At 46.4% G+C, this 24,748-nt stretch carries 21 protein-coding genes; 5 read left to right on the top strand and 16 right to left on the bottom strand.

Translation table 11 applies throughout. From position 1 onward, the window contains the following. Positions 1 to 70: 70 nt before the first annotated feature. On the bottom strand, positions 71 to 904 hold the full coding sequence (dapF, locus tag PTQ21_RS26615; RefSeq protein WP_090810756.1) for a diaminopimelate epimerase: 834 nt from the start codon (positions 902 to 904) through the stop codon (positions 71 to 73). A gap of 184 nt (positions 905 to 1,088) precedes the next feature. Next, positions 1,089 to 3,977, bottom strand: coding sequence for a cation-translocating P-type ATPase (locus PTQ21_RS26620; RefSeq protein ID WP_274567726.1), 2,889 nt, complete (start codon positions 3,975 to 3,977; stop codon positions 1,089 to 1,091). A gap of 314 nt (positions 3,978 to 4,291) precedes the next feature. On the opposite strand from PTQ21_RS26620, the gene PTQ21_RS26625 reads away from it, so the two are divergent. Both PTQ21_RS26625 and PTQ21_RS26630 read left to right on the top strand, forming a co-directional pair. Further along, complete coding sequence (locus PTQ21_RS26625) at positions 4,292 to 6,058, top strand: Rqc2 family fibronectin-binding protein (protein ID WP_274567727.1); 1,767 nt, start codon at positions 4,292 to 4,294, stop codon at positions 6,056 to 6,058. Positions 6,059 to 6,256: 198 nt separating this feature from the next. Beyond that, entirely contained in the window at positions 6,257 to 6,703 is a 447-nt protein-coding gene (locus tag PTQ21_RS26630; protein WP_274567730.1) for a GNAT family N-acetyltransferase, read from the top strand. Between the two features lie 155 nt (positions 6,704 to 6,858). Here the strand turns inward: PTQ21_RS26630 and PTQ21_RS26635 are convergent, their stop codons facing one another. The 8 genes from PTQ21_RS26635 to PTQ21_RS26670 all read right to left on the bottom strand — a co-directional run bounded on the left by PTQ21_RS26635 (position 6,859) and on the right by PTQ21_RS26670 (position 15,417). Further along, positions 6,859 to 7,719 carry a PHP domain-containing protein gene (locus PTQ21_RS26635; protein ID WP_274567733.1) on the bottom strand — a complete coding sequence of 287 codons (861 nt, stop codon included), beginning with the start codon at positions 7,717 to 7,719 and terminating at the stop codon, positions 6,859 to 6,861. Between the two features lie 63 nt (positions 7,720 to 7,782). Continuing rightward, entirely contained in the window at positions 7,783 to 8,700 is a 918-nt protein-coding gene (locus tag PTQ21_RS26640; protein ID WP_063565593.1) for a selenium metabolism-associated LysR family transcriptional regulator, read from the bottom strand. Positions 8,701 to 8,831: 131 nt separating this feature from the next. After that, positions 8,832 to 9,269 carry a hypothetical protein gene (locus PTQ21_RS26645; RefSeq protein ID WP_063565592.1) on the bottom strand — a complete coding sequence of 146 codons (438 nt, stop codon included), beginning with the start codon at positions 9,267 to 9,269 and terminating at the stop codon, positions 8,832 to 8,834. Positions 9,270 to 9,486: 217 nt separating this feature from the next. Then, positions 9,487 to 9,750 carry a YlbG family protein gene (locus tag PTQ21_RS26650; RefSeq protein ID WP_063565591.1) on the bottom strand — a complete coding sequence of 88 codons (264 nt, stop codon included), beginning with the start codon at positions 9,748 to 9,750 and terminating at the stop codon, positions 9,487 to 9,489. Between the two features lie 80 nt (positions 9,751 to 9,830). Next, the gene (locus tag PTQ21_RS26655; RefSeq protein WP_063565590.1) at positions 9,831 to 10,268 is read right to left on the bottom strand and encodes a YlbF/YmcA family competence regulator; all 438 of its coding nucleotides are present in this window, start codon (positions 10,266 to 10,268) and stop codon (positions 9,831 to 9,833) included. Positions 10,269 to 10,409: 141 nt separating this feature from the next. Continuing rightward, positions 10,410 to 12,320: a helicase-associated domain-containing protein gene (locus tag PTQ21_RS26660; protein ID WP_274567738.1), complete on the bottom strand. Its 1,911-nt coding sequence runs from the start codon at positions 12,318 to 12,320 to the stop codon at positions 10,410 to 10,412. Positions 12,321 to 12,370: 50 nt separating this feature from the next. Next, positions 12,371 to 14,047, bottom strand: coding sequence for a DNA repair helicase XPB (locus tag PTQ21_RS26665; RefSeq protein WP_274567740.1), 1,677 nt, complete (start codon positions 14,045 to 14,047; stop codon positions 12,371 to 12,373). 200 nt (positions 14,048 to 14,247) lie between these two features. Continuing rightward, positions 14,248 to 15,417, bottom strand: coding sequence for a M20 family metallopeptidase (locus PTQ21_RS26670; protein ID WP_274567742.1), 1,170 nt, complete (start codon positions 15,415 to 15,417; stop codon positions 14,248 to 14,250). Between the two features lie 212 nt (positions 15,418 to 15,629). On the opposite strand from PTQ21_RS26670, the gene PTQ21_RS26675 reads away from it, so the two are divergent. Both PTQ21_RS26675 and ftsW read left to right on the top strand, forming a co-directional pair. Next, the gene (locus tag PTQ21_RS26675) at positions 15,630 to 15,977 is read left to right on the top strand and encodes a YugN family protein (RefSeq protein WP_274567743.1); all 348 of its coding nucleotides are present in this window, start codon (positions 15,630 to 15,632) and stop codon (positions 15,975 to 15,977) included. Positions 15,978 to 15,990: 13 nt separating this feature from the next. After that, positions 15,991 to 17,277, top strand: coding sequence for a putative lipid II flippase FtsW (gene ftsW, locus PTQ21_RS26680; protein WP_063565585.1), 1,287 nt, complete (start codon positions 15,991 to 15,993; stop codon positions 17,275 to 17,277). Between the two features lie 158 nt (positions 17,278 to 17,435). On the opposite strand, the gene PTQ21_RS26685 is transcribed toward ftsW, so the two are convergent. Continuing rightward, entirely contained in the window at positions 17,436 to 17,798 is a 363-nt protein-coding gene (locus tag PTQ21_RS26685; RefSeq protein ID WP_024631137.1) for an Asp23/Gls24 family envelope stress response protein, read from the bottom strand. Between the two features lie 183 nt (positions 17,799 to 17,981). Here PTQ21_RS26685 and cax point away from each other — a divergent pair, with 183 nt between their 5' ends. Beyond that, the gene (gene cax, locus PTQ21_RS26690) at positions 17,982 to 19,052 is read left to right on the top strand and encodes a calcium/proton exchanger (protein ID WP_063565584.1); all 1,071 of its coding nucleotides are present in this window, start codon (positions 17,982 to 17,984) and stop codon (positions 19,050 to 19,052) included. Between the two features lie 191 nt (positions 19,053 to 19,243). On the opposite strand, the gene PTQ21_RS26695 is transcribed toward cax, so the two are convergent. The 5 genes from PTQ21_RS26695 to PTQ21_RS26715 all read right to left on the bottom strand — a co-directional run bounded on the left by PTQ21_RS26695 (position 19,244) and on the right by PTQ21_RS26715 (position 24,310). Beyond that, positions 19,244 to 19,537 (bottom strand): Fpa/YlaN family protein, encoded by a 294-nt coding sequence (locus PTQ21_RS26695; RefSeq protein WP_024631139.1) that lies wholly within the window; start codon positions 19,535 to 19,537, stop codon positions 19,244 to 19,246. Positions 19,538 to 19,763: 226 nt separating this feature from the next. Beyond that, complete coding sequence (locus PTQ21_RS26700) at positions 19,764 to 20,009, bottom strand: HPr family phosphocarrier protein (RefSeq protein WP_024631140.1); 246 nt, start codon at positions 20,007 to 20,009, stop codon at positions 19,764 to 19,766. Between the two features lie 96 nt (positions 20,010 to 20,105). Then, positions 20,106 to 21,221 (bottom strand): aminopeptidase, encoded by a 1,116-nt coding sequence (locus tag PTQ21_RS26705; RefSeq protein WP_063565583.1) that lies wholly within the window; start codon positions 21,219 to 21,221, stop codon positions 20,106 to 20,108. Positions 21,222 to 21,331: 110 nt separating this feature from the next. Then, positions 21,332 to 22,198 carry a hypothetical protein gene (locus tag PTQ21_RS26710; protein ID WP_079694167.1) on the bottom strand — a complete coding sequence of 289 codons (867 nt, stop codon included), beginning with the start codon at positions 22,196 to 22,198 and terminating at the stop codon, positions 21,332 to 21,334. 132 nt (positions 22,199 to 22,330) lie between these two features. Then, positions 22,331 to 24,310 carry a sensor domain-containing diguanylate cyclase gene (locus tag PTQ21_RS26715; RefSeq protein WP_274567750.1) on the bottom strand — a complete coding sequence of 660 codons (1,980 nt, stop codon included), beginning with the start codon at positions 24,308 to 24,310 and terminating at the stop codon, positions 22,331 to 22,333. Positions 24,311 to 24,748: the final 438 nt, after the last annotated feature.

Here is a 24,748-nt window from a genome sequence, read left to right on the forward strand (position 1 = left end):
TCTGGACTAGTAGGAATTCATATAACTGCAAAAAAAGAGGCCCTAAGGCCTCCTCATTTAAACGTATTCTTTACGAAGTGACTCCCTTGAAAACAACTTCAGCAGGTCCAGTCATGTACACGTGGTTGTCGGCTTCGTTCCACTCAATATGAAGATCGCCACCCTTGAGACTGATCACCGCTGTGCGATCCGTATGTCCGTTCAGAACGGATGATACCAGTGTTGCGCAAGCTCCGGTTCCACAGGCAAGTGTTGGTCCAGCACCGCGTTCCCACACACGCATGTCCACATAGCCGCGATCGCGAACCGTTGCGAACTCTACATTGATTTTTTTCGGGAACATGGGATGAACCTCAAGTAGTGGCCCCCATGTCGATAGATCAAAATTCACAGCATCATCCACATAGATGACAGCATGAGGATTACCCATGGAGACGGCCGTAAATTTGAACTCCTGTCCATTTGCTTCAATGGAATGATCCACCACTGGATTGGCATCCACGGTCGTTGGAACCTGAAGTCCATTCAGGATAGGCTCTCCCATATCCACACGAACGGTTTGCACTTCACCATCACGAATGTTCAAGCTTACTGGTTGTACGCCCGCACCAATGGTTTCAATCGTAATCTGTTCTTGGGTCACATGACCATGATCATATACATATTTGGATACACAGCGTATGGCATTGCCACATTGCTCTGCTTCCGAGCCGTCCGAGTTCATGATGCGCATCTGAAAATCCGCCTTCTCTGAAGGCAGTATATAAACCAGGCCATCCGCACCGATACCGAAGAAACGGTTGCACCATTTTACAGCCAATTCTGCTGCATCAGCCGGAAGCTGTTGTTCTCCAAACACAACAATAAAATCGTTGCCGAGTCCGTGCATTTTTGTAAATTCCATAACCTTGCCCACTCCTTTTGGCAGTCTGCTGCCAAAGCGTTATTCTTGCTTCTCTACAGGATACCCTGGATATTCATATCCAACATTTCCAATAAAAAAAGCTATCCTGCAAAATGCCGAGGAATCTCGCCTCGAATCATTTTGAGGATAGCATAACGAAAACGATAAGCAATTGCTATTGATTTTATGCCGAAAACTTTGTACTTTTCGGTACGAAGCGGCCTGGGCCCATGCGGCGACGGTTGCGACGACCTCCCCACACGCTGCCCACTCCCATCAGGAAGGTTGGAATACCTGCGGCAACGATGGAAATGGCCCATTCACGCATACCCAGTGGTACTGTTTTGAAGATAGGCTGCAACGGCTCTACATACATGACCGCCAGCATCAGCACGATGGATGAAATAACTGCAAATACCAGGTACTTGTTCTGCAATGGATTGCGGTGGAAAATGGAGCGTGAACTACGGCAGTCAAATACATGAATGAGCTGTGCCAAAACGAGAGTAGCAAAGGCAACAGATTGAGCTTTAATGAGCTGACCCGGTTCATCTGGCGCGGCCTGTAGGGTAAGCCAGAACGCCCCGAGTGTACAAAGCCCGATCAATACACCCCGACTGACAATTTTCCAACCCAATCGTCTGGCAAAAATATTTTCCTTGGCGCCACGCGGCTTGTGTTCCATCAGATCTTTTTCCGGCTGATCCACACCAAGTGCCATCGCTGGCAATCCATCCGTCACCAGGTTGACCCACAGAATCTGGATCGGCACGAGTGGCAAAGGCAGTCCCATCATCATCGCGAAAAACATCGTTAAAATCTCGCCAACATTGGATGCTAGCAAATACCGGATAAACTTGCGGATGTTCTCATAAATATTACGCCCTTCTTCAATTGCAGCTACTATAGTAGAGAAATTATCATCACTCAGGATTAACGCCGATGCTTCCTTCGTCACATCCGTGCCGGTAATTCCCATCGCAATACCGATGTCTGCTGCTTTAATGGCTGGTGCGTCGTTCACGCCATCTCCAGTCATCGCTACGACATGCCCTTTACGCTGCAATGATTTTACAATCCGCAGTTTGTGCTCAGGTGATACTCGTGAAAATACGTAAATGCCCTCTACCTGTTTATCCAGCTGCTCGTCCGTCATACCCGCCAATTGTTGTCCGCTAAGTGAAGCCCCACCCCGTGGAAGAATACCTAACTGTTGGGCGATAGCCTCTGCCGTCGTCCCATGATCGCCCGTAATCATAACGGTACGTATGCCTGCTCTGCGACAAGTCGCAATTGCATCCCGTGCCTCACGCCGCGGTGGGTCAATCATGCCTGCAAGCCCGACAAAGACGAGCTGGCTCTCGGCAGCATGTTCATTCTCTACTTTTTCATTCGGCCGTACATCGCGGTAAGCCATCCCCAGAACCCGCAGTGCAGAACCCGCCATATTCTCGTTCGCCGCCATGACTTTCTGCCGCAGCGTTCCTGTGAAAGGTACAACATTGCCTTCCCACAAAATGTAGCTGCATTGCCCAATCAGCACATCTGGTGCACCCTTGGTGTAGACCATCCGCCCACCCTGATGGTGAACCAAGACAGACATCCGCTTCCGGTCAGAGTCAAACGGGAACTCCTGCTCACGTGCATATAACTCTTTGAGGCCAGCGGGGGTAAGTCCCATTTTGGAGGCCAGTGTTACAAGCGCCCCTTCCGTAGGGTCGCCTTTCAGCTCCCATACCACGCTGTTTTCCTTGACCGTTTCATTAACATGATCTTTCTTTGTACCTTTCTTTGTACCTTTCTTTGTACCTTTCTTCGCTTCTTTCTTACTATCCTTATTTGTCTCTTTACCTTTCTTTTTATTCCGCATCTCATCTCCAACACTCTCGATAATACTGGCATTATTACATAATGCGCTGATCTGAAGCATTCTCCGCAATGTCTGGTCACTCTTCAGTTCCAAGGTACGACCATTCTCCAGCATCTGTCCTTCTGGTGCATAACCATCCCCGGTGACCTTGATGCTGCGTCCTTCCAGCCACACGTCCGTAACCGTCATCTTGTTCTGGGTCAACGTACCCGTTTTATCCGAACAGATGACCGAGGCACAACCAAGGGTTTCGACGGAGGGAAGCTTGCGCACAATCGCTTTTCGCTTGATCATACGCTGTACGCCAAGGGCTAGCGCAATCGTTACAATCGCTGGCAACCCTTCTGGTATGGCGGCCACTGCGAGGCTGACGCCTGCCAGAAACATACCTACTGCCGGTTGTCCATGCAAAATACCTGCAACAACAACCATGACGGTTAATCCGAGCGCCACAAAAATCAATATTTTACCCAACTGTTCCAGCCTGTGTTGCAGCGGTGTTTCCTGTTCCTCCGTATTCTGGATCAGGTCGGCGATTTTGCCCATCTCGGTATCCATTCCCGTCCGGACCACAACGCCCTTGGCGGTACCACGAGTGACCATCGTTCCCATGAATCCAATGTTCTTCTGATCTCCTAGCGGCACATCCTCCGCAGCTATGGGATGGCAATGTTTGCTTACAGGAACCGATTCCCCAGTAAGTGCAGATTCCTCCACATCGAGGCTGTTCGTGGACAGCCAGCGTACATCGGCAGGTATGCGATCACCGCTCTCCACAAGCACGATATCCCCTGGCACCAGAAGTTTTGCCTCAAGATGTAATTCCTGACCTGACCTTAGCACTTTGGCCAGTGGGGCCGACAATTGTTTCAATGCACGAAGGGAACGCTCCGCCCGGAATTCCTGTACAAAACCAAGAATGGCATTAAGCACAATGATGGCAACAATCGTTACAGCATCCAAGTATTCTCCAAGCAATCCGGACACCAGTGTGGCCCCCATCAACACCAGAACCATGAAATCCTTAAATTGATTAAGCAATAATGTAATTGGAGATATGCGCTTTCCTTCGCTCAGCTCATTCGAACCGGCGGTCTTCCTCTTTTCGGTTGCAGTCTCTTCGGTTAATCCTTCCTCAAGACTGACGCCAAGAGTGTTACGAAGCTCTTCAACGCTAAGTTGGTGCCACTTGGTATGTTCCATGCTTCAAAATTCCCTCCCAGTCTGTATTTCCTCTGTAAAACGTCACACATATTACACCGGCTATGCTAATCAACAGGTTGTACGCGATGCCGGACAAACTACCTGCTCTATATGTATTCGGACAGGACCCTAATTAGCACCCGATGGCGAATCCTTTCCCTGATGGGCAGAATAAGCTAAAATAAAGGTCTGTGGTTATATACACAGTGGCAATCCGATTTATTGCTATACAAACAAATACGAATCTGCAACGGGTTCTTTTTTACATATCCCGGTGTTCATTTCAGTTATAGATAGAGAGGACGTTGAAAAAAATGGCATTGGACGGCATCGTAACACGAGCTATCGTACATGAACTGCAAGGCTGCAAGGGCGGACGCATCAGCAAAATACATCAACCTAACGGCCATGATGTTGTACTGACCCTCCGTGCTCAGCGTGGAAATAGCAAATTGCTTATTTCGGCAAGCCCGACATATCCGCGTGTGCATTTTACCGAAAAAACGTTTCTTAACCCTACTGAAGCTCCCATGTTCTGCATGCTGCTGCGTAAGCACTGCGAGGGTGCGATCATTGAGGAAATTCGTCAGATTGGTATGGAGCGGATTATTCATATCGATGTGCGTCAGCGCGATGAACTGGGTGATGTTTCGGTCAAACGGATCATCATTGAACTGATGGGGCGTCACAGTAATATTGTTTTGGTCGATCCGATCACGGGAACGATTCTGGATGGAATTCATCACGTAACCCCGTCCATCAGTAGTTACCGGGTCATTATGCCTGGATTTTCGTACACCGAGCCACCAGAGCAGCATAAAAGCAATCCGCTGGAAGTGAGCAGCACTGAATTCCAAAATAGCTATACTGCTGCTGAAGAAGAGGCCTCTCGCTGGCTGGTGAATTCATTCAGCGGTCTTAGTCCGCTGATCGCAGGAGAGATTACCTCTCGGGTATCTGCTAATCAAGGTAACGATCAAGCTGCAAGTGAAGGTGAGGCTCAAATCGAAGCCGATGCGCTGTGGAATGCCTTTGAGTCCATCATAGGGCCAGTAAGAGATAATAGTTATACGCCTGTGACTGGGCTAAATGCTAAAGGCAAAATGATTTTCTCAGCCGTTCAGCTTCAGAGCATTCAGGACGCAGAGAAAACCTATGACACGATGAGCAAGTGTATGGAAGATTATTACGGAGACAAGGCCGAGCGGGATACGGTCAAGCAAAGAGTGAGCGATCTGCTACGTTTTCTGCAAAATGAGCGCAGCAAAAACATCAAAAAGCTGGACAACCTGAACAAGGATCTGCTGGAAGCCGACGACGCGGATAAATTCAGATTATGGGGTGAGCTGCTGTTTGCCTCCCTGCATCAGGTTAGTAAAGGGGACAAAAGTGTGGAGCTTGTGAACTTCTATGATGAAGATCAAGCGAACATTACCATTCAGCTTGACCCATTACTTACACCGTCTGACAACGCACAACGTTATTTCAAACGATATAACAAATATAAGAACAGTCTGGCTGTTATTCATGAGCAGCTTGGAAAAACGAAAGACGAGATCGACTATCTCGACAATCTGCTCCAGCAACTGTCTATCGCATCCATGAACGACATCGAGGAAATTCGCGATGAGCTTGTGCAACAGGGTTATCTTCGCGACCGCAACAAAAAAGGCAAAAAGAAAAAGAAAAACGACCGCCCTACAGTGCATCAGTTTACTTCTTCAGAGGGAATTGAACTTCTCGTAGGCAAAAACAACCTGCAAAATGAGTACGTCACCAACCGTTTGGCTTCTTCCAATGACACTTGGTTGCACACCAAAGACATCCCGGGTTCACATGTCGTCATTCGCAGTACAGACTTTGGCGAAGCAACCTTGGAGGAAGCCGCACAACTCGCAGCTTACTTCAGTCAAGCCAAAGAATCCAGCAGCGTGCCGGTGGATTACACCTTTATCCGACATGTACGCAAGCCGAGTGGCTCCAAACCAGGTTTTGTCATTTATGACCACCAGAAGACCTTATTTGTGACGCCAAACGAAGAGCTGGTTAAAAGTCTGCCATCCACGATCAAAAATGGATAAGAGGCTTGCTTTTCAACCCGGTTAGGCAACGTAAAATCCCCCGGAACAAAAGACTGTTCAGGGGATTTTTTTGTTTCTCAAATAACCATGGACTTAAGTTGGTGATTCAGTTTATTGTTTTATTTTGAATATAAATTCATTTCAATGTATAATGATTCAATTATTAAATCTATAAATAAATTTCTAAGGATGTGTCCCATGACGCTAAATATCAGACCAACTCACTCTAATGATGTACTACCGCTGAGTGCATTAATGCACGAGTATGTCGTCGGCTTTTATAACAACCCCTGGCCTGGTGATCAGGCAATCGAGCTTTTAATCAAAAACCTGCTTGATCAGCAGATAGGTGTTCAATTCGTTGCAGAGCAGGAGGGTGAACTCATCGGATTCGCTACACTCTATTTTACCTACAGCACGATGAAGGCAAACCGCGTTGCCATTATGAATGACTTGTTTGTGACGGAAGCTTGCAGAGAAGGCGAAGCCGAGGCCAAACTGTTTGAACATTGTCAGCAGTATACACGTGAACACGGATGTGCTTACATGTCCTGGATCACAGCAGCAACCAACGAGCGGGCACAGCAGTTATTTGAACGCCTTGGAGCTGCTCGCGGCACATGGGTGAATTATTCCATCACCTAGCTTAATTATAGGCAATCAAAAAGGACATAGAGACATGGCTAGCGATTAACGCTCACCCCATCTCTATGTCCTTTTTTTTCATATTCAATTTTAGCACGATGACAACCGATCCCTTATATCCCAGTCTCATACAACATATGAAGAAAGTTTCCCCATCAAGACTTTCCGGCTGCAGCCCGGAGTTTATCGAGCACATAAATGGTTACGGTTTTGCTTCCCAGATCCCCGTGGAAAACCACCCCTTGTCTTACACCATGGTAATCCGAACCACCTGTTTGAATGAGCCCAAATTCCCGTGCCAACTCCGCATATCTGCGTTCCTCTTCTGGTCCATGATCCGAATGAACCACTTCAATACCGTCAGGATGGGCGTCCACCAGAATGCGACGAACCAATTCGTCGTCTCTGTATAAACCAGGATGGGCAATAACAGCAGCACCACCCGCATCTTTAATCCACTGGCATGCATCTTCCGGTGCAACTCGGGGAACCGATACATAGCCCGGTTGGCCTTCAGCCAAATAACGATTGAATGCATCCCTCATATCAGCGGCATATCCTTTTCGTACCAACACATCGGCCATATGAGGTCTACCGATGCTTTCATCCGGCTCCAGCGGTCGGCCAAGGCCATCAATGACCTCCTGCCAGCTAATTTCGAGTCCAAGCTCCTGCAGTTTGGCAATGATCAGATGATTGCGTTCTTCTCTCGCCTCCCGAAGCCCGCGCAGTCGCTCCAGAAATTTCTCATCTTCTGTATTCACATAATACCCCAGCACATGAATATCCTTGCCGCCAGCGCGGGTACTGATCTCTACCCCTGCCACAACGTCAATTCCATACTCACGGCCAGCCCACTGTGCCTCGGCTACACCAGCTACTGTATCGTGATCTGTCAGCGCCACCGCAGACAGTCCTCTTTGTTTGGCGAGCTTCACATTCTCGGCAGGTGGCTGCATTCCGTCCGACGCTTGGCTATGCGTATGAAGATCACAACGTCCGTTAAAGTGATTCATGAACAACAGCTCCTTCTTATATCTAGTGAGTAACAGAATGGATTTTAAATTAATATGACCCTCTTATTCCGCTCGTCCTTCTGATGTTGTCTGCTCATGCTGACGCAAATAATTCAGGAACGCTACTGCTGACAAGGGAAGCAATGAAGATTTCAGATGTATAGCGTAGAATTGTCGTTTGAACTCAAGCCCACGAATATCCACGATATGAACCAGTCCAAGGGCCAGCTCATGCTGAACGGACGACGGGGATAACATGGTGATACCCACACCCGCTTCTACGGCGGATTTCACAGCACCTGTACTGCCAAGTTCCATCACCACATTCATGTCCTGTGGATCTATATTTCTCTTCTGCAACTGATCTTCCATCACCTGACGGGTACCCGAGCCTTTTTCCCGCAACACAAACGCGTAGTTCAGCACATCTTCAAGCTCTACTTCCCCACGATCTGCCAGAGCATGCCCTGCCGGAACAATCAGCTTCAATTCATCCTGCATGACCGGCTCTACAATCATATCCGGGTGGTTTACTGGCGCTTCAATCAGTCCAAAGTTAAGCTGATGTTTCAAGATATCGTCCATAATTTGCGTCGTATTCATCACTTTCATAACGATCGAGATATCCGGGTATTGGCGAGCAAAAGGGCCCAGCATTCGTGGCAACACATACTCACCAATCGTCAAACTTGCCCCAAGCTGCAATCTGCCTTGCAGCATCTGTGTAAACGCGGACATCGCCTCATCTGTCTGTCTGACCAACTCTACACTGCGTTTGGCGTGAGGCAGTAATGTCCGACCTGCCTCGGATAATTCTATTTTCTTGGTAGAACGATGCAACAACTTGGTCCCAAAATAATCCTCAAGCGATTGAATCTGCATCGTCACCGCAGGTTGTGTCATATGTAGTGCTTGCGCAGCCGCTGAAAAACTTCCCTTCTCTGCTACGGTATAAAAAATATGCAATTGATGAAAATTCATATCTTCGCCCCTCTTCTGTACGCTTTCCCCATTGTAGCCGATTTCGTGAATTCCAACAAAAAAAGCATGCAGCTTGTCTGCATGCGATGTAACCTGAATCTATCAATTCGAAAATATGGATTATTCCAAACTTACTTATGCTTGCGACTGTTCTTGACAAGAGTCATTCGTCTTGAATGTCTTAGCCAAGAATAATACGATTTTAAATCCCGCAGTTCAATCGTCTCGGACATTTTCCCCAGAAACGTAACAACAATCATCTTATGAAGCGGATTGCCAGCAATGTCATATTCCCCTTCAAGTTCGGAAAATTCAGCAACCACGACCAAATCTTCGTCGATCAGGTAAACATCCTGCTCATTACGGTAGTATGGTGTAATACGGTCCTGCTTCAGACACTCCCATAACCATGCCGCAATATGGTCATCATCATTACGTGCCGGCTCAATACGGTCTGCATACCGCATCTTGGCATGATTGGTAATGACGATGTCGGCCACTTTTTTGTCTCCAAGAGCCACGAAAAAAGGCTCGTACGTGCTCCAACGTTGCATCACCTTATCACGCATGGGAATCACTCTCCACCAGATAGGACTTTCTATCTATTTATTTACCCAATATATTACAACATAAGTCCCGCAACCTCAAGGCGTAACTTCAGATTTTTTCACAAAATCCAGTTTATGCCTAATTCAATAAAAGAGCGGCCCCGAAGGGCCCCTCTGGTTAATCGTTTCGAAATGTACAGTGGCAATAAGTTCACTGTACATTTCCAAACCATTTTTGTTATATCCCGTAAAAACTCGTTTTGTCCATCGTTTTGCTAGCATACTCTGTTTTAATCTCATTCCGGTAGGAACGTTCAACCTTGCGCACATAGGAAAGTCTGTTCACATTTTTCATCGTATCTTCAGCCCGCTCTGCATTAACATACATGACGACATAATGCATACGGCGGGAGATGTAATGAACGGTACCATACTTTTCGAGATTACGAGCCGCTTTCAAATCACTGACCCATATAATGAATCCTGTCCTTTCCGCAAACATCATTTTCCCCGCCTTTCTATAATGGAGACCGGATCCTCGGAAAGGTCCGGTCTGTCATAAATTTATGTTCTTATCAAATCTTAGCTACAACCACACTTGCCTCCGCTACCGCAGCCGCCCTTCGGATTCGGATCATTGCTCGGTACCTTGATCGTCGTTGACACGGCGAATGCAATCGTCTCCGACATCTGGAACAACATATCGTCCAATGCTTTCTCCGCCTGTTTGAAGCGGGCTACCGCCTCGAAATGTTCCAATTCAAGCTCTAGAGCCTGAACCTGATCTTTTGCGGCGTGATAGTCCGGGTGAAAATGCCCAAAACGCTGGGTTTCTTCGAATAGTTCCTTTTTGGCTTCCAGCTTGCGTATCCCCGCCTGAATTTCAGGGCTCGTCTCCACTTGCTGCTTCCAATATAAATAATCCGATACTTCGGCTGATTGGTTAATCATGTCGCCCAGTTCATATGCGCCCGTTAACACTTGGGCCATATCGACCGTGTTCATTTCCGCTACGCTCATGAAATTCATCCTATCTATATATAAAGTTCTACTTAACGTAGACTACTTCATCATATCATATCCCCGAAAAGTTAAGAAGAGTTTTTCCTGCAAATAGAAATAAAGGGAACAGGCGATCTGCTTTGGCAAAGTCGATCAAGTTTATGCATGGTTCGGAATAATCAGGCGTATCTGGTTCCATTCGTTAGGTGAGAAAGTACGGCGTTCTGTGGGATCTGTACCATCCTCCGATATGGACCAGCCCGTTAGTGTCCAATCTTCATGACCTTGAATCTGATCAGGGATAACATAAACGATATGGCTGTCCAGCTTCAGACCCAGTTTTGTCTGCCATTCAATGGCTTTCGCAGCAATCTGACGAGCTGTGGATACATGATATCCTCGCCACTCGTTATGCCACATCTCAGGGATCTCTCCGTATCCGGGAAACAGACCTGACTGCTCCGTGATGGAATGATCGTGTTCATACGTGTGCAGATTGGAGTCACATTGAATGAGCCCCACTCTTCCACGAATATAAAAGAGTTCCTTCTGCACCTCAAGTCCGACTTTGAACTCATCTGCTCCGACAATGGACTCATCTAGAATGGCTTCCGCCTCTGGCCTGTTCAACTTTTCAAGTAATTCACTTCTCGATTCATATATCCAGGTGTCCTTTTTCTTAACTTTATCCACCGATTCATCCTGATCAACGTTCTGCCTAGCATCCATGTAAAGTCTGTCTGCATCCTGTCCCCACTGCTGGATCGCTAGCTCCACATGCTCAGGCACTCCCGAGACAGCATATAGTCTAAGGAAGTTTATCATTACATCCGCTGTAAGACCGATCTCTGATGCTGCGATGATTCGTTCCTTTGTTATCCGATATATGGACATTCGATCACGACTCACAAGCTCTGCACCAATGTCCAGATTCCAGCGGACCTGTGGGGCTACATCTGGAGGAACCATAATTTCAAAGTCAGGCTGAACAAAAATCGTATTCTTTTCCGGTTTTTCTGACTCGTCATTCGCAAAGTTCAATAAAATTCTCGGATCAATCTGCCAGCGATATAAAAGCTCTCCCGCAGCTGACTCACCAACCTCACCATATCCCAAACCTGTCAGAACATCGAGCCAACCCCAGATATGTGTTAAGAAGGATAATCCTGAAGAACCTTCACTCTCTCTAATTTCAATTGCTTCTTTCAGCTCAACGTTGTCTAAAGTCCCTGCTGAAATACTCAACCATTCATTTTCCCGTGAAGCAAACATCATTAATTGATAACGAAAATGCTGAAGTTTAGGCTCAGCTGCACCATATCGGTCCATACATACGCTATAGATTTCTCGGTGCATTGAAGACCACGACAACGTTAACCAGTGATAAAGACGGTCAGGTGACACATGCATTCGGTTATGCGCCTTTTCAATCAAACCCAGACTGAGCAGCAAATCAATAATAAGGGCCACATGGACTGGATACACATCCGCATGATCATAGTGAATACCTAGTTCGGAAAAATCTTCAGGGCCCAGAACCGTCATCCGACTTAATCGCTGCACCATTTTCTTGTGGATCGTTCCCTTACTTGTTAATAGGAGTCCTCCTTGGGCTTGACCTTCTCTTACCATCCAAGCCAGTACATGAAGAAGCTCTGCGGCAATATCCGGTTTTCCCTCTCGAACAATCGTCACTTTCTGGACTTCAATACTGGATATGGCCTTATCTTGTGTCATTTCATCCTGTATTACATTCGTCTTCAGCTGAGCGAACTGTCCAACTCGTGCTGCGTAGGCAATGGTTAACAAAGGAAGTAGTGATTCTGGTATGTAATACAAGCGTTCGCCCCAAGACTTGCGCACAGCTTTGATCCAGCCTTTATGCCGAAGAGCTGTAAACGTCGTCACTGCTTCAGCTCTGCTAAGACCATCCACAGCCCACTCTGCTGATGTCAGCATGTTGGAAAAGGGTTGTCCGGCATATTTGCAAAAAATCACACCAAGTACCGTTCTTTCAACGTATGAAAGCTCTTTTAATGAATTCACATCCAGATTACCCTGTGTACGCATTGCTAATCATGCCTTTCTCTTATTTTTAAGTAGAGATGTAAACAGCATTTTCATTGCAATTCATGAACGATTTTGTACTCATAACCTTGTTCGACCAGAAACATCTGACGGCGTAATGCAAACTCCTGTTCCTTACTGTCCTCCGATACAAGGGCATAGAAATAAGCTTTATTTTCTCCGGACTTAGGCCTTAGAATCCGACCCAATCGCTGGGCTTCTTCCTGCCTTGAACCGAAACTGCCGGATATTTCAAGTGCAACAGCAGCATCCGGCAGGTCTACGGCAAAATTGGCAACCTTGGATACGACAATCGTTTTGATCTCACCACGCCGGAACGCTGCAAACCATTTCACTCGCTCTTGCTGGGACATCGTACCCGATATGAGCGGCGCTTCAATTTCCCGGGCAATGCTCTCAAGCTGATCCAGATACTGTCCTATTACAAGCGCTGGCATTCCCTCATGATGGTCCAATATCCGTCTGATCACAGCTAATTTGGCCGGATTTTCGGCTGCAAGGCGAAATTGATGCTTCACCTCTGCTTCCAAATAGTTTGATCGTAGTTCAGGAGTGAACGGAATGCGTATTTCCTGGCACTGTACATTCGCAATCCACCCTTGCTGTTCTAATTCTTTCCACGGCATGTCATATAGTTTCGGACCAATTAGCGAAAATACATCCTGTTCACAGCCATCCTCACGCACCAATGTTGCTGTCAATCCCAGTCTTCTTGTAGCCTGAATATCTGCTGTAGCACGAAATACAGGTGCTGGAAGCAGATGGACCTCATCATAGATGATGAGTCCCCACTGGCGTTCACTTAGCAATTTGATATGAGTAAAATCAGCTTCTTTCGATTTTCTATGTGTAAGAATCTGATAAGTTGCCACGGTCACAGGTTTCACCTGTTTTTTCTGACCGGAATACTCACCAATCTGTTCATTCGTTATCGTTGTTTTATCCTGTAGTTCCTGAATCCATTGCCGCACGGATGTGGTGTTCGATGTTAAGATAAGGCACTCACATTGCAAACGTTTCAACACGGCCATCCCAATAACCGTTTTGCCTGCACCGCAGGGAAGAACAAGCAGGCCACTGCCTCCCATGCCTTCGCTACCTTCAAAAGCATCCACAGCATCTCGTTGGTACGGGCGCAACTGGAAGCCGTCCAAACCTTCGCCCAGCGTATTCGCTTGCCATTCAAACGGAAGACTTGTTCCTTCTCGATATCCCGCATAATCCAGCACCGGATAACCCAAACGAGTTAGTTCACGCTTCAGCAATCCGCGTTGCTCACCGCCAAGTATGAGCTCATGGGGATCGACACGTTCCATCCGAAAAGCCGAGATGGTCTTCATACTGCTTAATTCATCCAGCAATCGTTCATCTTCACTCACGAGACGCATTCTCCCGTGATCTGCCTGTGGCTTCAATTGTAACTTCCCATATTGATGGATAATTCTTTGGATATCTTGAATCAGGGCGGCAGGAACATTCCAACGAGACACTGATTCCAGACTTTCTATCACTTGATCAGCACTCCAGCCGAGTGCAGCGGCATTCCACAGTGATAATGCAGTGATGCGATATGTATGAAAAGCCGCAGGTGTCTTCACCAGTTCGGCATACATCCCTAGTTGAGCTCTGGCCTGATCAAATCCAGGATGACCCACTTCAAGCAATACTGTAAAATCACGCTGGACAATGCAGGCGTCCGTTTTCTCCATTCCGCTTCCTCCCTAATTTGAAAATGAGTTATATGTTTTTCCGAATTACAGGCATCACAAAAAGTCCAGTTCCGGTTTCTTCCGAAATTGAACCTGTATAATACAACAGTTCGACCTTAATTTAAGCTTTATAAAGACCTAACAAAAAAAAGCACCCTGCTCATACCTTGGTATGAATAGGATGCCCAACTATACTCAAATCATTCGGCTGTATATCCTTTAGCCATTGCTATAAATAGTTTCACAGCATTTTGCATGGCATCCTCATCAAAGTCGAACTTGGGATGATGGTGCGGATAGATGGCATTCTTCTCCGGGTTACCTGCTCCAACAAACATAAAGCAGCCAGGAATCTGCTGTAAGTAATAAGTGAAATCTTCAGCTGGCATCAACATTGGTGACTTCTGTACATGTTCTTCACCAAATACATCTACCGCTTCCTTGAAGAAACGTGCCGTTTCCTGCTCATCATTCACGACAGGAGGATATCCCATAATATAGTTCAACTTCGTCTCGGCACCGTAGATCTCTCCGGTCTGAGCCACGATCGTATGCACACGTTCCTTCATGATACTGCGCGTCTCTTCATCAAAGGTTCTCACTGTACCCGTCATTTTACATAACTCGGCGATGATATTCTGTGCTGAGCCCGCTTGCATTGTACCAATCGTCAATACTGCGGGACGCAAGGGATCCACCGAGCGACTGACAACCGTCTGCAATTGCATCACAAGGGCTGAACCAGCCACGAGGCTGTCCACCGTGGATTGCGGCATGCCGCCATGTCCACCTTTTCCTTTGATCTCAATATAAAAGTCATCTGCCGCTGCCATCATCGGCCCCGGAGTACTCGCTGCCACGCCTACAGGAAGCGGGGTCCACAGATGAATTCCATAGATGACATCTACCCCTTCCAGTCCGCCGTCTGCTATGACATTGAGCGCACCACCTGGTAGCAACTCTTCTGCAGGTTGGAACAAAAAGCGAATCTCACCCTTGATCTCATGTTTATGGCGACTGAAATACAGTGCCGTGCCTAGCAAAATGGATATGTGACCATCATGACCACAGGCATGCATAGCTCCTGCTTGTTGTGATGCATATTCAACGTCCTTCTCGTCCTGAATCGGAAGTGCATCCATATCTGCACGAAGCATTACGACAGGCCCTGGCTTGTCCCCACGAAGGGTACCTATAACTCCGTGTCCACCAACGTGTCGTCTCACTTCAACACCAAAGCTCTCCAGCATACCCGCTACAAAAGAGGATGTCTTCTCCTCATGAAAGGAAACCTCAGGATTCCGATGAAGATGACGACGCCATTCTACCATGTGGATTTGCAGGTCATTCCACCATATATTATTTGTCATGTCTCTCCATCCTTTCGCTCTCTATACGGGACTTTCATCAAGCCCGAACCTTCCTCTTGAAACCTATTGCTGTATATTGTAGCAGAATTGGAAGAAAACCGATACGAATGACCGCTTGAAAGCTTGCACGGGAAGGGGAAACATACTATCATAAACTAGAGAAAAGAACGAGATTTATACTCTCGGAAGCTTATGAGGAGGATCAGACGCTTATGATTTTTGAGAATACAGGCTTGGATGGCTTGAAGAGCGACTTGGCATACCTGGATGAGAGCGCCGAGAAAGTCGGATTTGTCCGGTGGCAATGGGAATATTATCGTGCTACATATGACTACAAAATTGAAGATGAACAAACCAAATCGGAATACTTTGTACGTATTAATACCCGTGCGATAGATGGCAAACTCGAAAAACCGGATACGCTTCTCGCAGTTGAAGCTATTTATCTTGGAAAAGCAACCTTTCCGCATGGTCTGGATTATGACTCTACCGTACCACAGCCAGTCGTGAAGCTGGCGGCCCAAAAATTACAGCAGCTTAAAGAACTGCTGGAAGCTTAGGCTGGGCCGAACCATGAAACAACAAACGGCCCAAACGAAAACGAAGAGAGGCACGCCGGATTTTCAACTGCTAATCCTCACTTTATTGTTGGTGGGCTTCGGACTGGTGATGGTGTTCAGCTCCAGTTCCAGCATTGCAATTGCAAACAAAAATTTTAACAATGATGCCCTGTTCTTCACGAAAAAACAACTTATGTGGGCGGTTATCGGTTTAGTGGGCATGTTTTTCGCCATGAATATCCGATTTAACAAATACAAAAAACTTTATGCACCATTTTTCTTACTCACCACGGTATTGCTACTAATTGTATTGGTTGCAGGTAAAAAGGTAAACGGTGCCCGAAGCTGGATTGAAATTATCGGCTTCAGTATTCAACCTGCGGAATTTGCCAAAATTGCTATTGTTTTGTACCTCGCTGCACTGATTACCAAAAAAGGGGAACGGTTCAGGGATCTTAGGACAGGATATATTCCCGTGCTGGTCATTGTCGGATTCATTGCAGGACTGATTATGTTGCAACCGGATTTTGGTACCTGCTTTATTCTGGTTACGACGTGCGGACTGGTCATTTATGCGGGTGGAGCAAGTATGAAACACATTATGGGTTCTATTTTGCTGGTAGTGTTGGGAGCAGCATTGGCGCTTGGAGCGAATGCCTTGTTTTCTTCCATGTCTTCTTCAGATACTGCAGATAGCACCACAACTACGGAAGCTACGCAGAACTATAAAATCGGCCGTATTCAGGCATTCCTTGATCCTTTATCCGACAAAACAGGCGGAAGCCTTAACCTCTATCGCTCCCTTGTTGCCATCGGGGATGGAGGCATCACCGGCTCCGGGATCGGACAAGGCACGATGAAGCTGCATTATTTGCCCAATGCTTATAACGACTTTATTTTCTCTGTAATTGGAGAAGAGCTCGGCTTTGTTGGAACTGCCCTATTTCTGTTGGTCTACCTCTACTTCATCTGGCGAGGCATTATCGTCTCCCTTCGCTGTCCCGATCCATTTGGGACACTGGTCGGTATTGGTATTATGGGATTAATTGCGATCCAGGCCTTTATCAACATTGGGGGCGTGACCCAGACCATTCCGGTGACAGGGGTTACCCTTCCGTTCATCAGTTATGGCGGTACCTCACTCTTTGTGATGATGGTGGCTATGGGTATCCTGCTCAGCATCTCACGTACCAATAATTTGGACGTCATCAAGGAAGAGAAAACGAAGTCGGTGACGGTTCAGACATCACGTACTTCTCCCGCACTTCGTTCACGTGAATCCATTCGCCGAATTCGGTAATGGGAAGGAAACGTCATACGAATGGTTTTGGAACAAAATGTATTGAAAACAGAAAAAGACTTCGCATCGAATTCGATGCGAAGTCTTTTTGGTGTTGTTTATCTAGATGAAGAACCAGGTCAATATACCGTTGTTCTTCCATCACGGATTGCTCAAGTTTACAGATCGTCGCCTCTGAAAGATACGCCTTCTACCTTTACATTGACTTCAACAACACGTAACCCGGTCATGGTCTCTACCGCTTCTCTTACATTCTGCTGGAGCATGCGGGAAACTTCATGAATCGGTGTCTCGTACAGGACGATGATGCGCAGATCAATGGCTGCTTCCAGCTGGCCGACCTCCACGCCCACGCCTTTCTGTACGTTTTTACCGCTCAGGCGCTTGGCCCAGCCCTCTGACAATCCTCCAGACATTGCGGCAATTCCGGGTGTCTCCATCGCAGCCATTCCGGCAATTTTCGCCACTACGTCATCGGCAATCCGGATGTTTCCGCCCTCTAGTTGAAGTTGTTCTGCCATGCCACATCCTCCTTCACTTCGTTACTCGTATTTTAAATCCTTTCGACCCCAAAAAGCAAATTAAACTCAAAAAGATGCGTTTACAACCTACCATGATTTGGTTATATTGAAATATGAAAATAATCTCATAAGTATTTAGTCATATCGTTTAAAACAAAATAATATGTTACCGAGGTGTTTGTTGTGAGAAACCGAATTTCATCCATTTTGCTGATTGCCACCTTTGCACTCAGCGCCGTCGCCCACTACTTGAAATGGGATTCGATTCTGCAATTCGTCATTTCAGCCATTTCGGTTATTTTTGTGGCCGGTTTTTTAGGCAAAGCCACCGAAAATGTAGCCCACTATGCCGGACAGCGGTTAGGCGGATTTTTGAATGCTACATTCGGCAATGCCGCCGAATTGATTATCGCCATTTTCCTCGTCAAAGAAGGATTGTTCGACATGGTTAAGGCCAGTTTGACAGGCTCCATTATCGGTAACCTGCTGCTGGTGCTTGGTCTAAGTATCTTTGCCGGAGGACTCAAGTTCAAAATTCAGAATTATAACGTATCCCTTGCCGGTCTAAACGGCTCCCTGATGATTGTAGCCATCATTGCCCTGTTTATTCCAGCCGTCTTCCTGAATACCCATTCCATCACACAGAAGGATACGAACACACTCAGTCTCATTGTCGCAGGTTTGCTGATCCTTGCCTACATAGCGTGGTTGGTGTTCTCCATGGTTACGCACAAGAACTATCTCGCAGATGTCACTGTGGATGAAGATGAAGAGTTGCCGCATGAACATGCACCCGAGTGGTCTAAGAAAAAATCAATTCTCTATCTTGTTCTTGCAACCGTCATGGTTGCCTTCGTCAGTGAATGGCTCGTTGGCACCCTTGAGGTGTTTACTGAACAATTTGGACTCAGCGAACTGTTCGTCGGTGCGTTCCTCGTTGCCATTATCGGTAACGCCGCGGAACATAGTGCAGCCATTATGCTTGCCATGAAAAACAAAATCGGTGCCGCAGTTGAGATCGCAGTCGGCAGCAGTTTACAAATCGCACTCTTTGTAGCTCCTGTGCTCGTTTTTGTCAGCTACTTCACAGGCAGAACGATGGACATTGTGTTTACAACGATTGAGCTGGTCGCCATTGGCGTAGCCGTATTTATCGCCAAGTCCATCACCCAGGACGGTTCAACGAACTGGTACGAAGGTCTACTCCTAATGGTTGTGTATGTTATTTTGGGTGTATCGTTCTTCCTGGTATAACAGTACTCCCATCATCCTAAATAATAGACAAAAAATTAGCGCGTAAAAGGCAGCCTGGAAATCGCATTTCCAGGCTGTTTTTTCTTTTCTCCCTCGCCTAAACCACATCAGACGAGCTGTTTCAATTCAGGCGCACAAAAAAAGCATGCAAACACCTGCATGCCTTCTATTCTGACCCACGCTATTGCAGGCTATTGCTCATTCTTCTTGTTCAAAGCTTCATATAGAATCGCCAGATTCCGCTCAAGCGCGCTTACCAGCTGCTTACCAGCACCTTCTGGAAGAAGCCCTGCACGAACAGCAAAATCGACTTCCTTGGAGAACCCATACATCTGTGTATCCAATACTTCCTCATAGAGAGGGCAGTAGCGGGTAGCCAGATTCTCCATCTGTACTTCAATAAGCTTCTGTATTTTATCTGCATCTTCTTGAAGAAGACTGATCGCTTTCAAGTGCAACTGGTCCTGCAGATCAGATGAAGTCATGCATTTTTCCCCCCTATGTCCCAAAAATCGCGTAAAGACGTTCTACCTCTAATATTAGACGAAATCAGGAGCTAATACAAGAACCTGACCAAAATAACCATAGATTATGGAGAGCTTTATTCCTGCCTAATCCCCCTATTTTACGGAGGTCTTGCCGTACACCTGAATTATCTCATGCAAAAAAAAGCACCTCTGCCATAATAGGCAGAGATGCTTCTTAGTGCCATTACTCGGATGCGATACTTACATTCAGTCCATGTTTGGCAAATACTTCTGACATAGCTGCTTTGGCTTCAGCTGCATCCGGGCCATGAACGTGCAGTTCATAGCTGTGCGTGCTGATCAGCGTTGTAAACAGTCCGAGAATACTTTTCACATCGATATACTTGTTCTCTGAATGAAGCACGATTGAAGAAGTAAACTTGCTCGCTGTTTGAGCAATTTCCACTACCGCTGCGTTATTACTCGACATAGGAATCCCTCCGTCTTTTCACTTTTGGTATCATCTATTAATTACCACTACATGATACCGTGAATCCGCTTTCCTAGCAACAGCAAAATACTGTTCCTATTTCAGACGATCCGGATTGAGGCATTCCAGCTCAGGAATAACGAAAATCCCGTCTTTACGGATCAATACATCATCAAAATAAATTTCGCCACCACCGTAGTCTGGACGCTGGATCAACACCAGATCCCAGTGAATGGAGGAACGGTTTCCGTTATCTGTTTCTTCATATGCCTGGCCTGGCGTAAAGTGCAAGCTGCCTGCAATTTTTTCATCAAACAGAATGTCCTTCATTGGGTGCAGGATATGTGGATTAAATCCAATTGCGAATTCTCCGATATGACGAGCGCCATCATCTGAATTCAGAATTTCATTGATGCGGTCTGTATCGTTGCTTGTTGCTTCAACGATTTTACCGTCTTTGAAGGTGAATTTAATATTTTCAAAAGTAATGCCGTTATACAGCGTTGGCGCGTTATAACTAATCGTTCCGTTCACTGAATTACGTACAGGGGCACTGTACACTTCGCCATCCGGAATATTTTTTTGGCCAGAACATTTCTCTGCACCGATATCTTTAATGGAGAAGCTCAGGTCTGTTCCCGGTCCAGTGATACGCACTTTGTCCGTGCGTTTCATCAGATTAGCCAATGAATCCTGTGCTTTGTCCATTTTAGCGTAATCCAGGTTACATACGTCGAAGTAGAAATCTTCAAACGCTTCTGTGCTTGTATTCGCCAGCTGTGCCATACTTGCATTCGGGTAACGAAGCACAACCCATTTTGTATGTTTTACCCGTTGCTCGCTATGTACCGGATGGGAATACAGTGAATTGTACATTTTCATTTTCTCTTCCGGTACATCGGACAGATCGTTCACATTCTCCCCTGCACGGATACCAATGTAACAATCCATTTGTTTCATCCGGTTCAGATCGATCTCTGCCCAGGTTTTCATCATTTCTTCTGTCGCATTTTTGAGCATGGCACGCTGTACTGTTTTGTCAGTCAGCTGTACAAAGACGTTACCGCCTTTTTTGCCTACTTCTTCAATAATTGCATTAATCAGATCACGTTCCGTGCCGATCATCTCAACCAGCACATTCTCGCCGGGCTGTACATCTACAGAGTAGCCCACCAGATTGGCTGCGAGCTTCTGAATTCTTGGGTCCTTCATCGTGTAAACTCCTCCTGTCATCCGCCATTCCCTGAATTGAACAACGGTAAATTACGATACTATTGTAGCACGCTACAACGATCTCGTCAGCAGGCAGCCCCACAACTTATCTATTCATAAGCCCTGAAGTTTACATCTGTGACAAGAGCTTCTTTATTCCTTTTGCTGTTCATGTCCTTATAGCTCACCTGGCTTTCCGAAGAAAGTCGCAAGGGCAAGCTAGTTTTCCGATCTACGGTTAGATGATACACCGTCTGTACCTCGGCCTGCTTCATCATCTCTTGCATCGATGTTTCCCCTTGTTCCCACACTTTGTTCAAATCCTTCTCAAGCTTCTCCTGACTGCCTCCCTTAACCGCAGTTGCCTTGTGCATATACTCTGCCCGAATCGCATTCATCTCGTCGTTAAGCTGCGCGAGTGCCCACGTTTTGGCGTCTTTTGGTGCGAGTTCAATTCGCAGTATTTTCGTTCGACGACCTGAACCGTACTCGGACTTTATCGTTTTGTTCAACCGATCGATACTTTCCATTTGAGCGATGGGATTAAAACGGGACAGCGATCCGCGCAGGGGCTCATGTTGGGCAGTTAAAGCCATCCACTGTCCTTGTTTGCGTTCAAAAGATGCACTGAATCCACTCGGTTGTCCGTTATTGTTAACAGCGGCGGCATTTACTCCTTTTACTCCTGTTCCGGCAGCAGTCACAGCTCCAGGCAGCCTCGTTTGCAAGGTCAAGCGGTCATGATCCTCCAGCTTGCCCTCAAATTTAAACTGATTTTCGAACAGCCCGTTGCTTTCGCGTCGCAATCCTGCTTCCCCATCAAAACTCAGCTTTTCTTTACCTGCTATTCCGGATAAAGCAAGTGAAAATAACTCCTCAGGAGTTCGATCTCGCTCTAACAATCCACAACCAGGAGCACACAACACAACAATGCTCAGAATCAACAATAGCCCACGTATATACCGACGGTTCAACATGTTCTATTCCACCTTTCCATCAAACTTTCTCCATAGCCTGCCCCTCCCTTATTTGCTTATACTTCCTTCCTTTGGCATCGCCTCTTCAAAAAAATAAAGAGAGGACGACTCCGCAATCGGAATAGTCCTCTCTTAACGTGTAACTTCCTGTTCTTCCATGACGATCCGATTTCGACCACCATGCTTCGCATCGTACAATGCCATATCAGCTCGGTAAAATAACGATTCCACACTAACCTTCTCATCCATCCAGTTCCATTCGGCAATACCGCTGGATACGGTCACGGAAGGCCTTGTTTCTTCAGCAACCCTGGTGCGAATGATTTCCGCATATTCCAGTGCCTGACGAGCACCAATCTGAGGCATATAGATGGCCAGCTCTTCCCCGCCCCATCTGGCGCAGATGTCCTCAGGCCGGACGGAACTTGTTACAATGTCGCTTACCTGTTTCAATACCTGATCACCTGTTTGGTGCCCAAACGTGTCATTCACCTGCTTAAACTGGTCAATATCCACAACAACCAGTGAACCACAGAATTCATGAGCCTGACGTTCATGGATCACACTATCCAGGTAATGCCTCACATACAGTCCTGTCAGCATATCCAGGTTAGCCAAACGTCGTACCTCGGCGTGAAGCGTTGCATTGGAGAGAGCAAGTCCAATATGAATGGACAACATCTGCAGCAGGCGGTAATTGTCGTACGAAAAATACTGCTTTTTGGGATGTCCCAGCAAAATGGCACCCTTCACTTCACCATTCACCCGAACGGGTGAAGCAATCAATGACATTGAGCCGGTAAGATCCATGAAGACCGATGACACTCTATCGTATTTCGCATAATTGGATAGGATGAGCGGTTCTTCGGTTTGATACAGCAAACCAGCGATTCCATAATCCATTGGAAACGATTTGCGACCTAACTCACTCACATTGGATGACATCACTTCGAAGTGATCCGTACTGTCATTCAGTTGAAGAATACAACATGATTCAGCCTGAAAAATATCCTTCAACTCCTGTTCAGAGAATTGATAGATCTCCATGAGCTGCAGGCTTTTGTTCAAACGTTGTGTCAGATCGTTGATTAGACGAAGTTCCTGGATCAACATATTCGATTGCTCGTGCAGTTTGGCATTTTCAAAGGCAGTTCCTGCTGTATCCGCCATCATCGTAATGAGTTGGAGATCGGAATCTTCCATTAACTCCTCATTCATCTCAATATGAAATACACCATAGATCCCTTGTTTACCTTTTAGAGGAAGACCAACCTCCAGTATGCGATGTTCACCTTCATCCGATCGAACAACAATGAGCTTGCCTTCCATAAACGATTGTACACAGATGTCTTCTCCACGTTCATGAACAAGCAACGGTTTGATACGTGGGTTGAGGCTGCTCTGATCCTGCGACATATACAATGTCATACGAGTCGTTGGATATAAGTAGTCAATGCTGTCAAAGACTTCATCCAATATGGCATCCACATCCATTTTGTCATGCATCCGTTGAACGATTTGGAACAGAATTGACCTTCGGTGCTCTTCACGAGCCGTTTGTTCATGAGCATGTAATAGATCCGTCATAAATATGTATTCAAATCTTCGGTAAAAGCAGGTACGATAATGCAATGCCTCCGATCGAACAACGGCTTCAGACGTGTCATCTCGATTTTGCTCGTAGGTTACAGCAGTGAAGACAGCAAACATATCCTTATTTGTTCTGGAGAAAAGAGGTTCAGCCATTAGATGGTACTCTCCACTTTCAGTGGTTCCACGTAACGACTGGGCCTGTCCCGTTTCAAGGCATTGCATCACAGTCGAATGTACATCGAGCAATGGAGCCCCTTCATTTCCTTGCCCCATACAGATCCCTTCTGTATTCCATACGTTGTATATTATCGATGATCTGTCGGAGTGCGGCCGCCGTTGGATATGCCAGTCGGTGTATGCTTGTTGCAGCAGGCTTCCCAAATATGAAAAATCAAAAGGTGTGATGTCCATTTTTTGCATCCAGAATACATGCGCTTCGTGAGGAGCGGCAGAAGATGCGGAATCGCCCGAACTTCGCGAATTCAAGCTGGCTGGTTTACTTCTTAGATGTTCTAACATGTCAGGCGCTCCTTTGCACCGTTTTTGCATCCACTCGGATGCATTAATCTGCAGACGTTATCGCAAACCTGCAAATTCTATGCGATAACCTTAATGTACAAGATCATTTAAAGTTAAGATACAATCTATTTTACTCTCTTTAAAGCATTTTTGCATCCATATTTCAGAAAATTGTCCCATTATTTTGGGCCTAAGGACCTATCGACAAATTTAGACGTTTTTTTGCTTTTATCACAGGCTTGACTTTGGTTCTAGTAAACTGTAAAATAAATTGTTGATGAAGACTACTAATGGGTCTTTAAATTTGGGCATTACCGGTTGTGTCACCCTCATTCTTTTTGTTGCTTTCAGGACAGCGGCTGAACTTTCCTGATCGTTCTATGCGTGGCTTAGCCCGCATCAACAAATTGGAGCGCAAACAGAGCCCTATATGAACTT

This window comes from Paenibacillus marchantiae, from assembly GCF_028771845.1.
In the GTDB taxonomy this organism is placed as follows: domain Bacteria; phylum Bacillota; class Bacilli; order Paenibacillales; family Paenibacillaceae; genus Paenibacillus; species Paenibacillus marchantiae.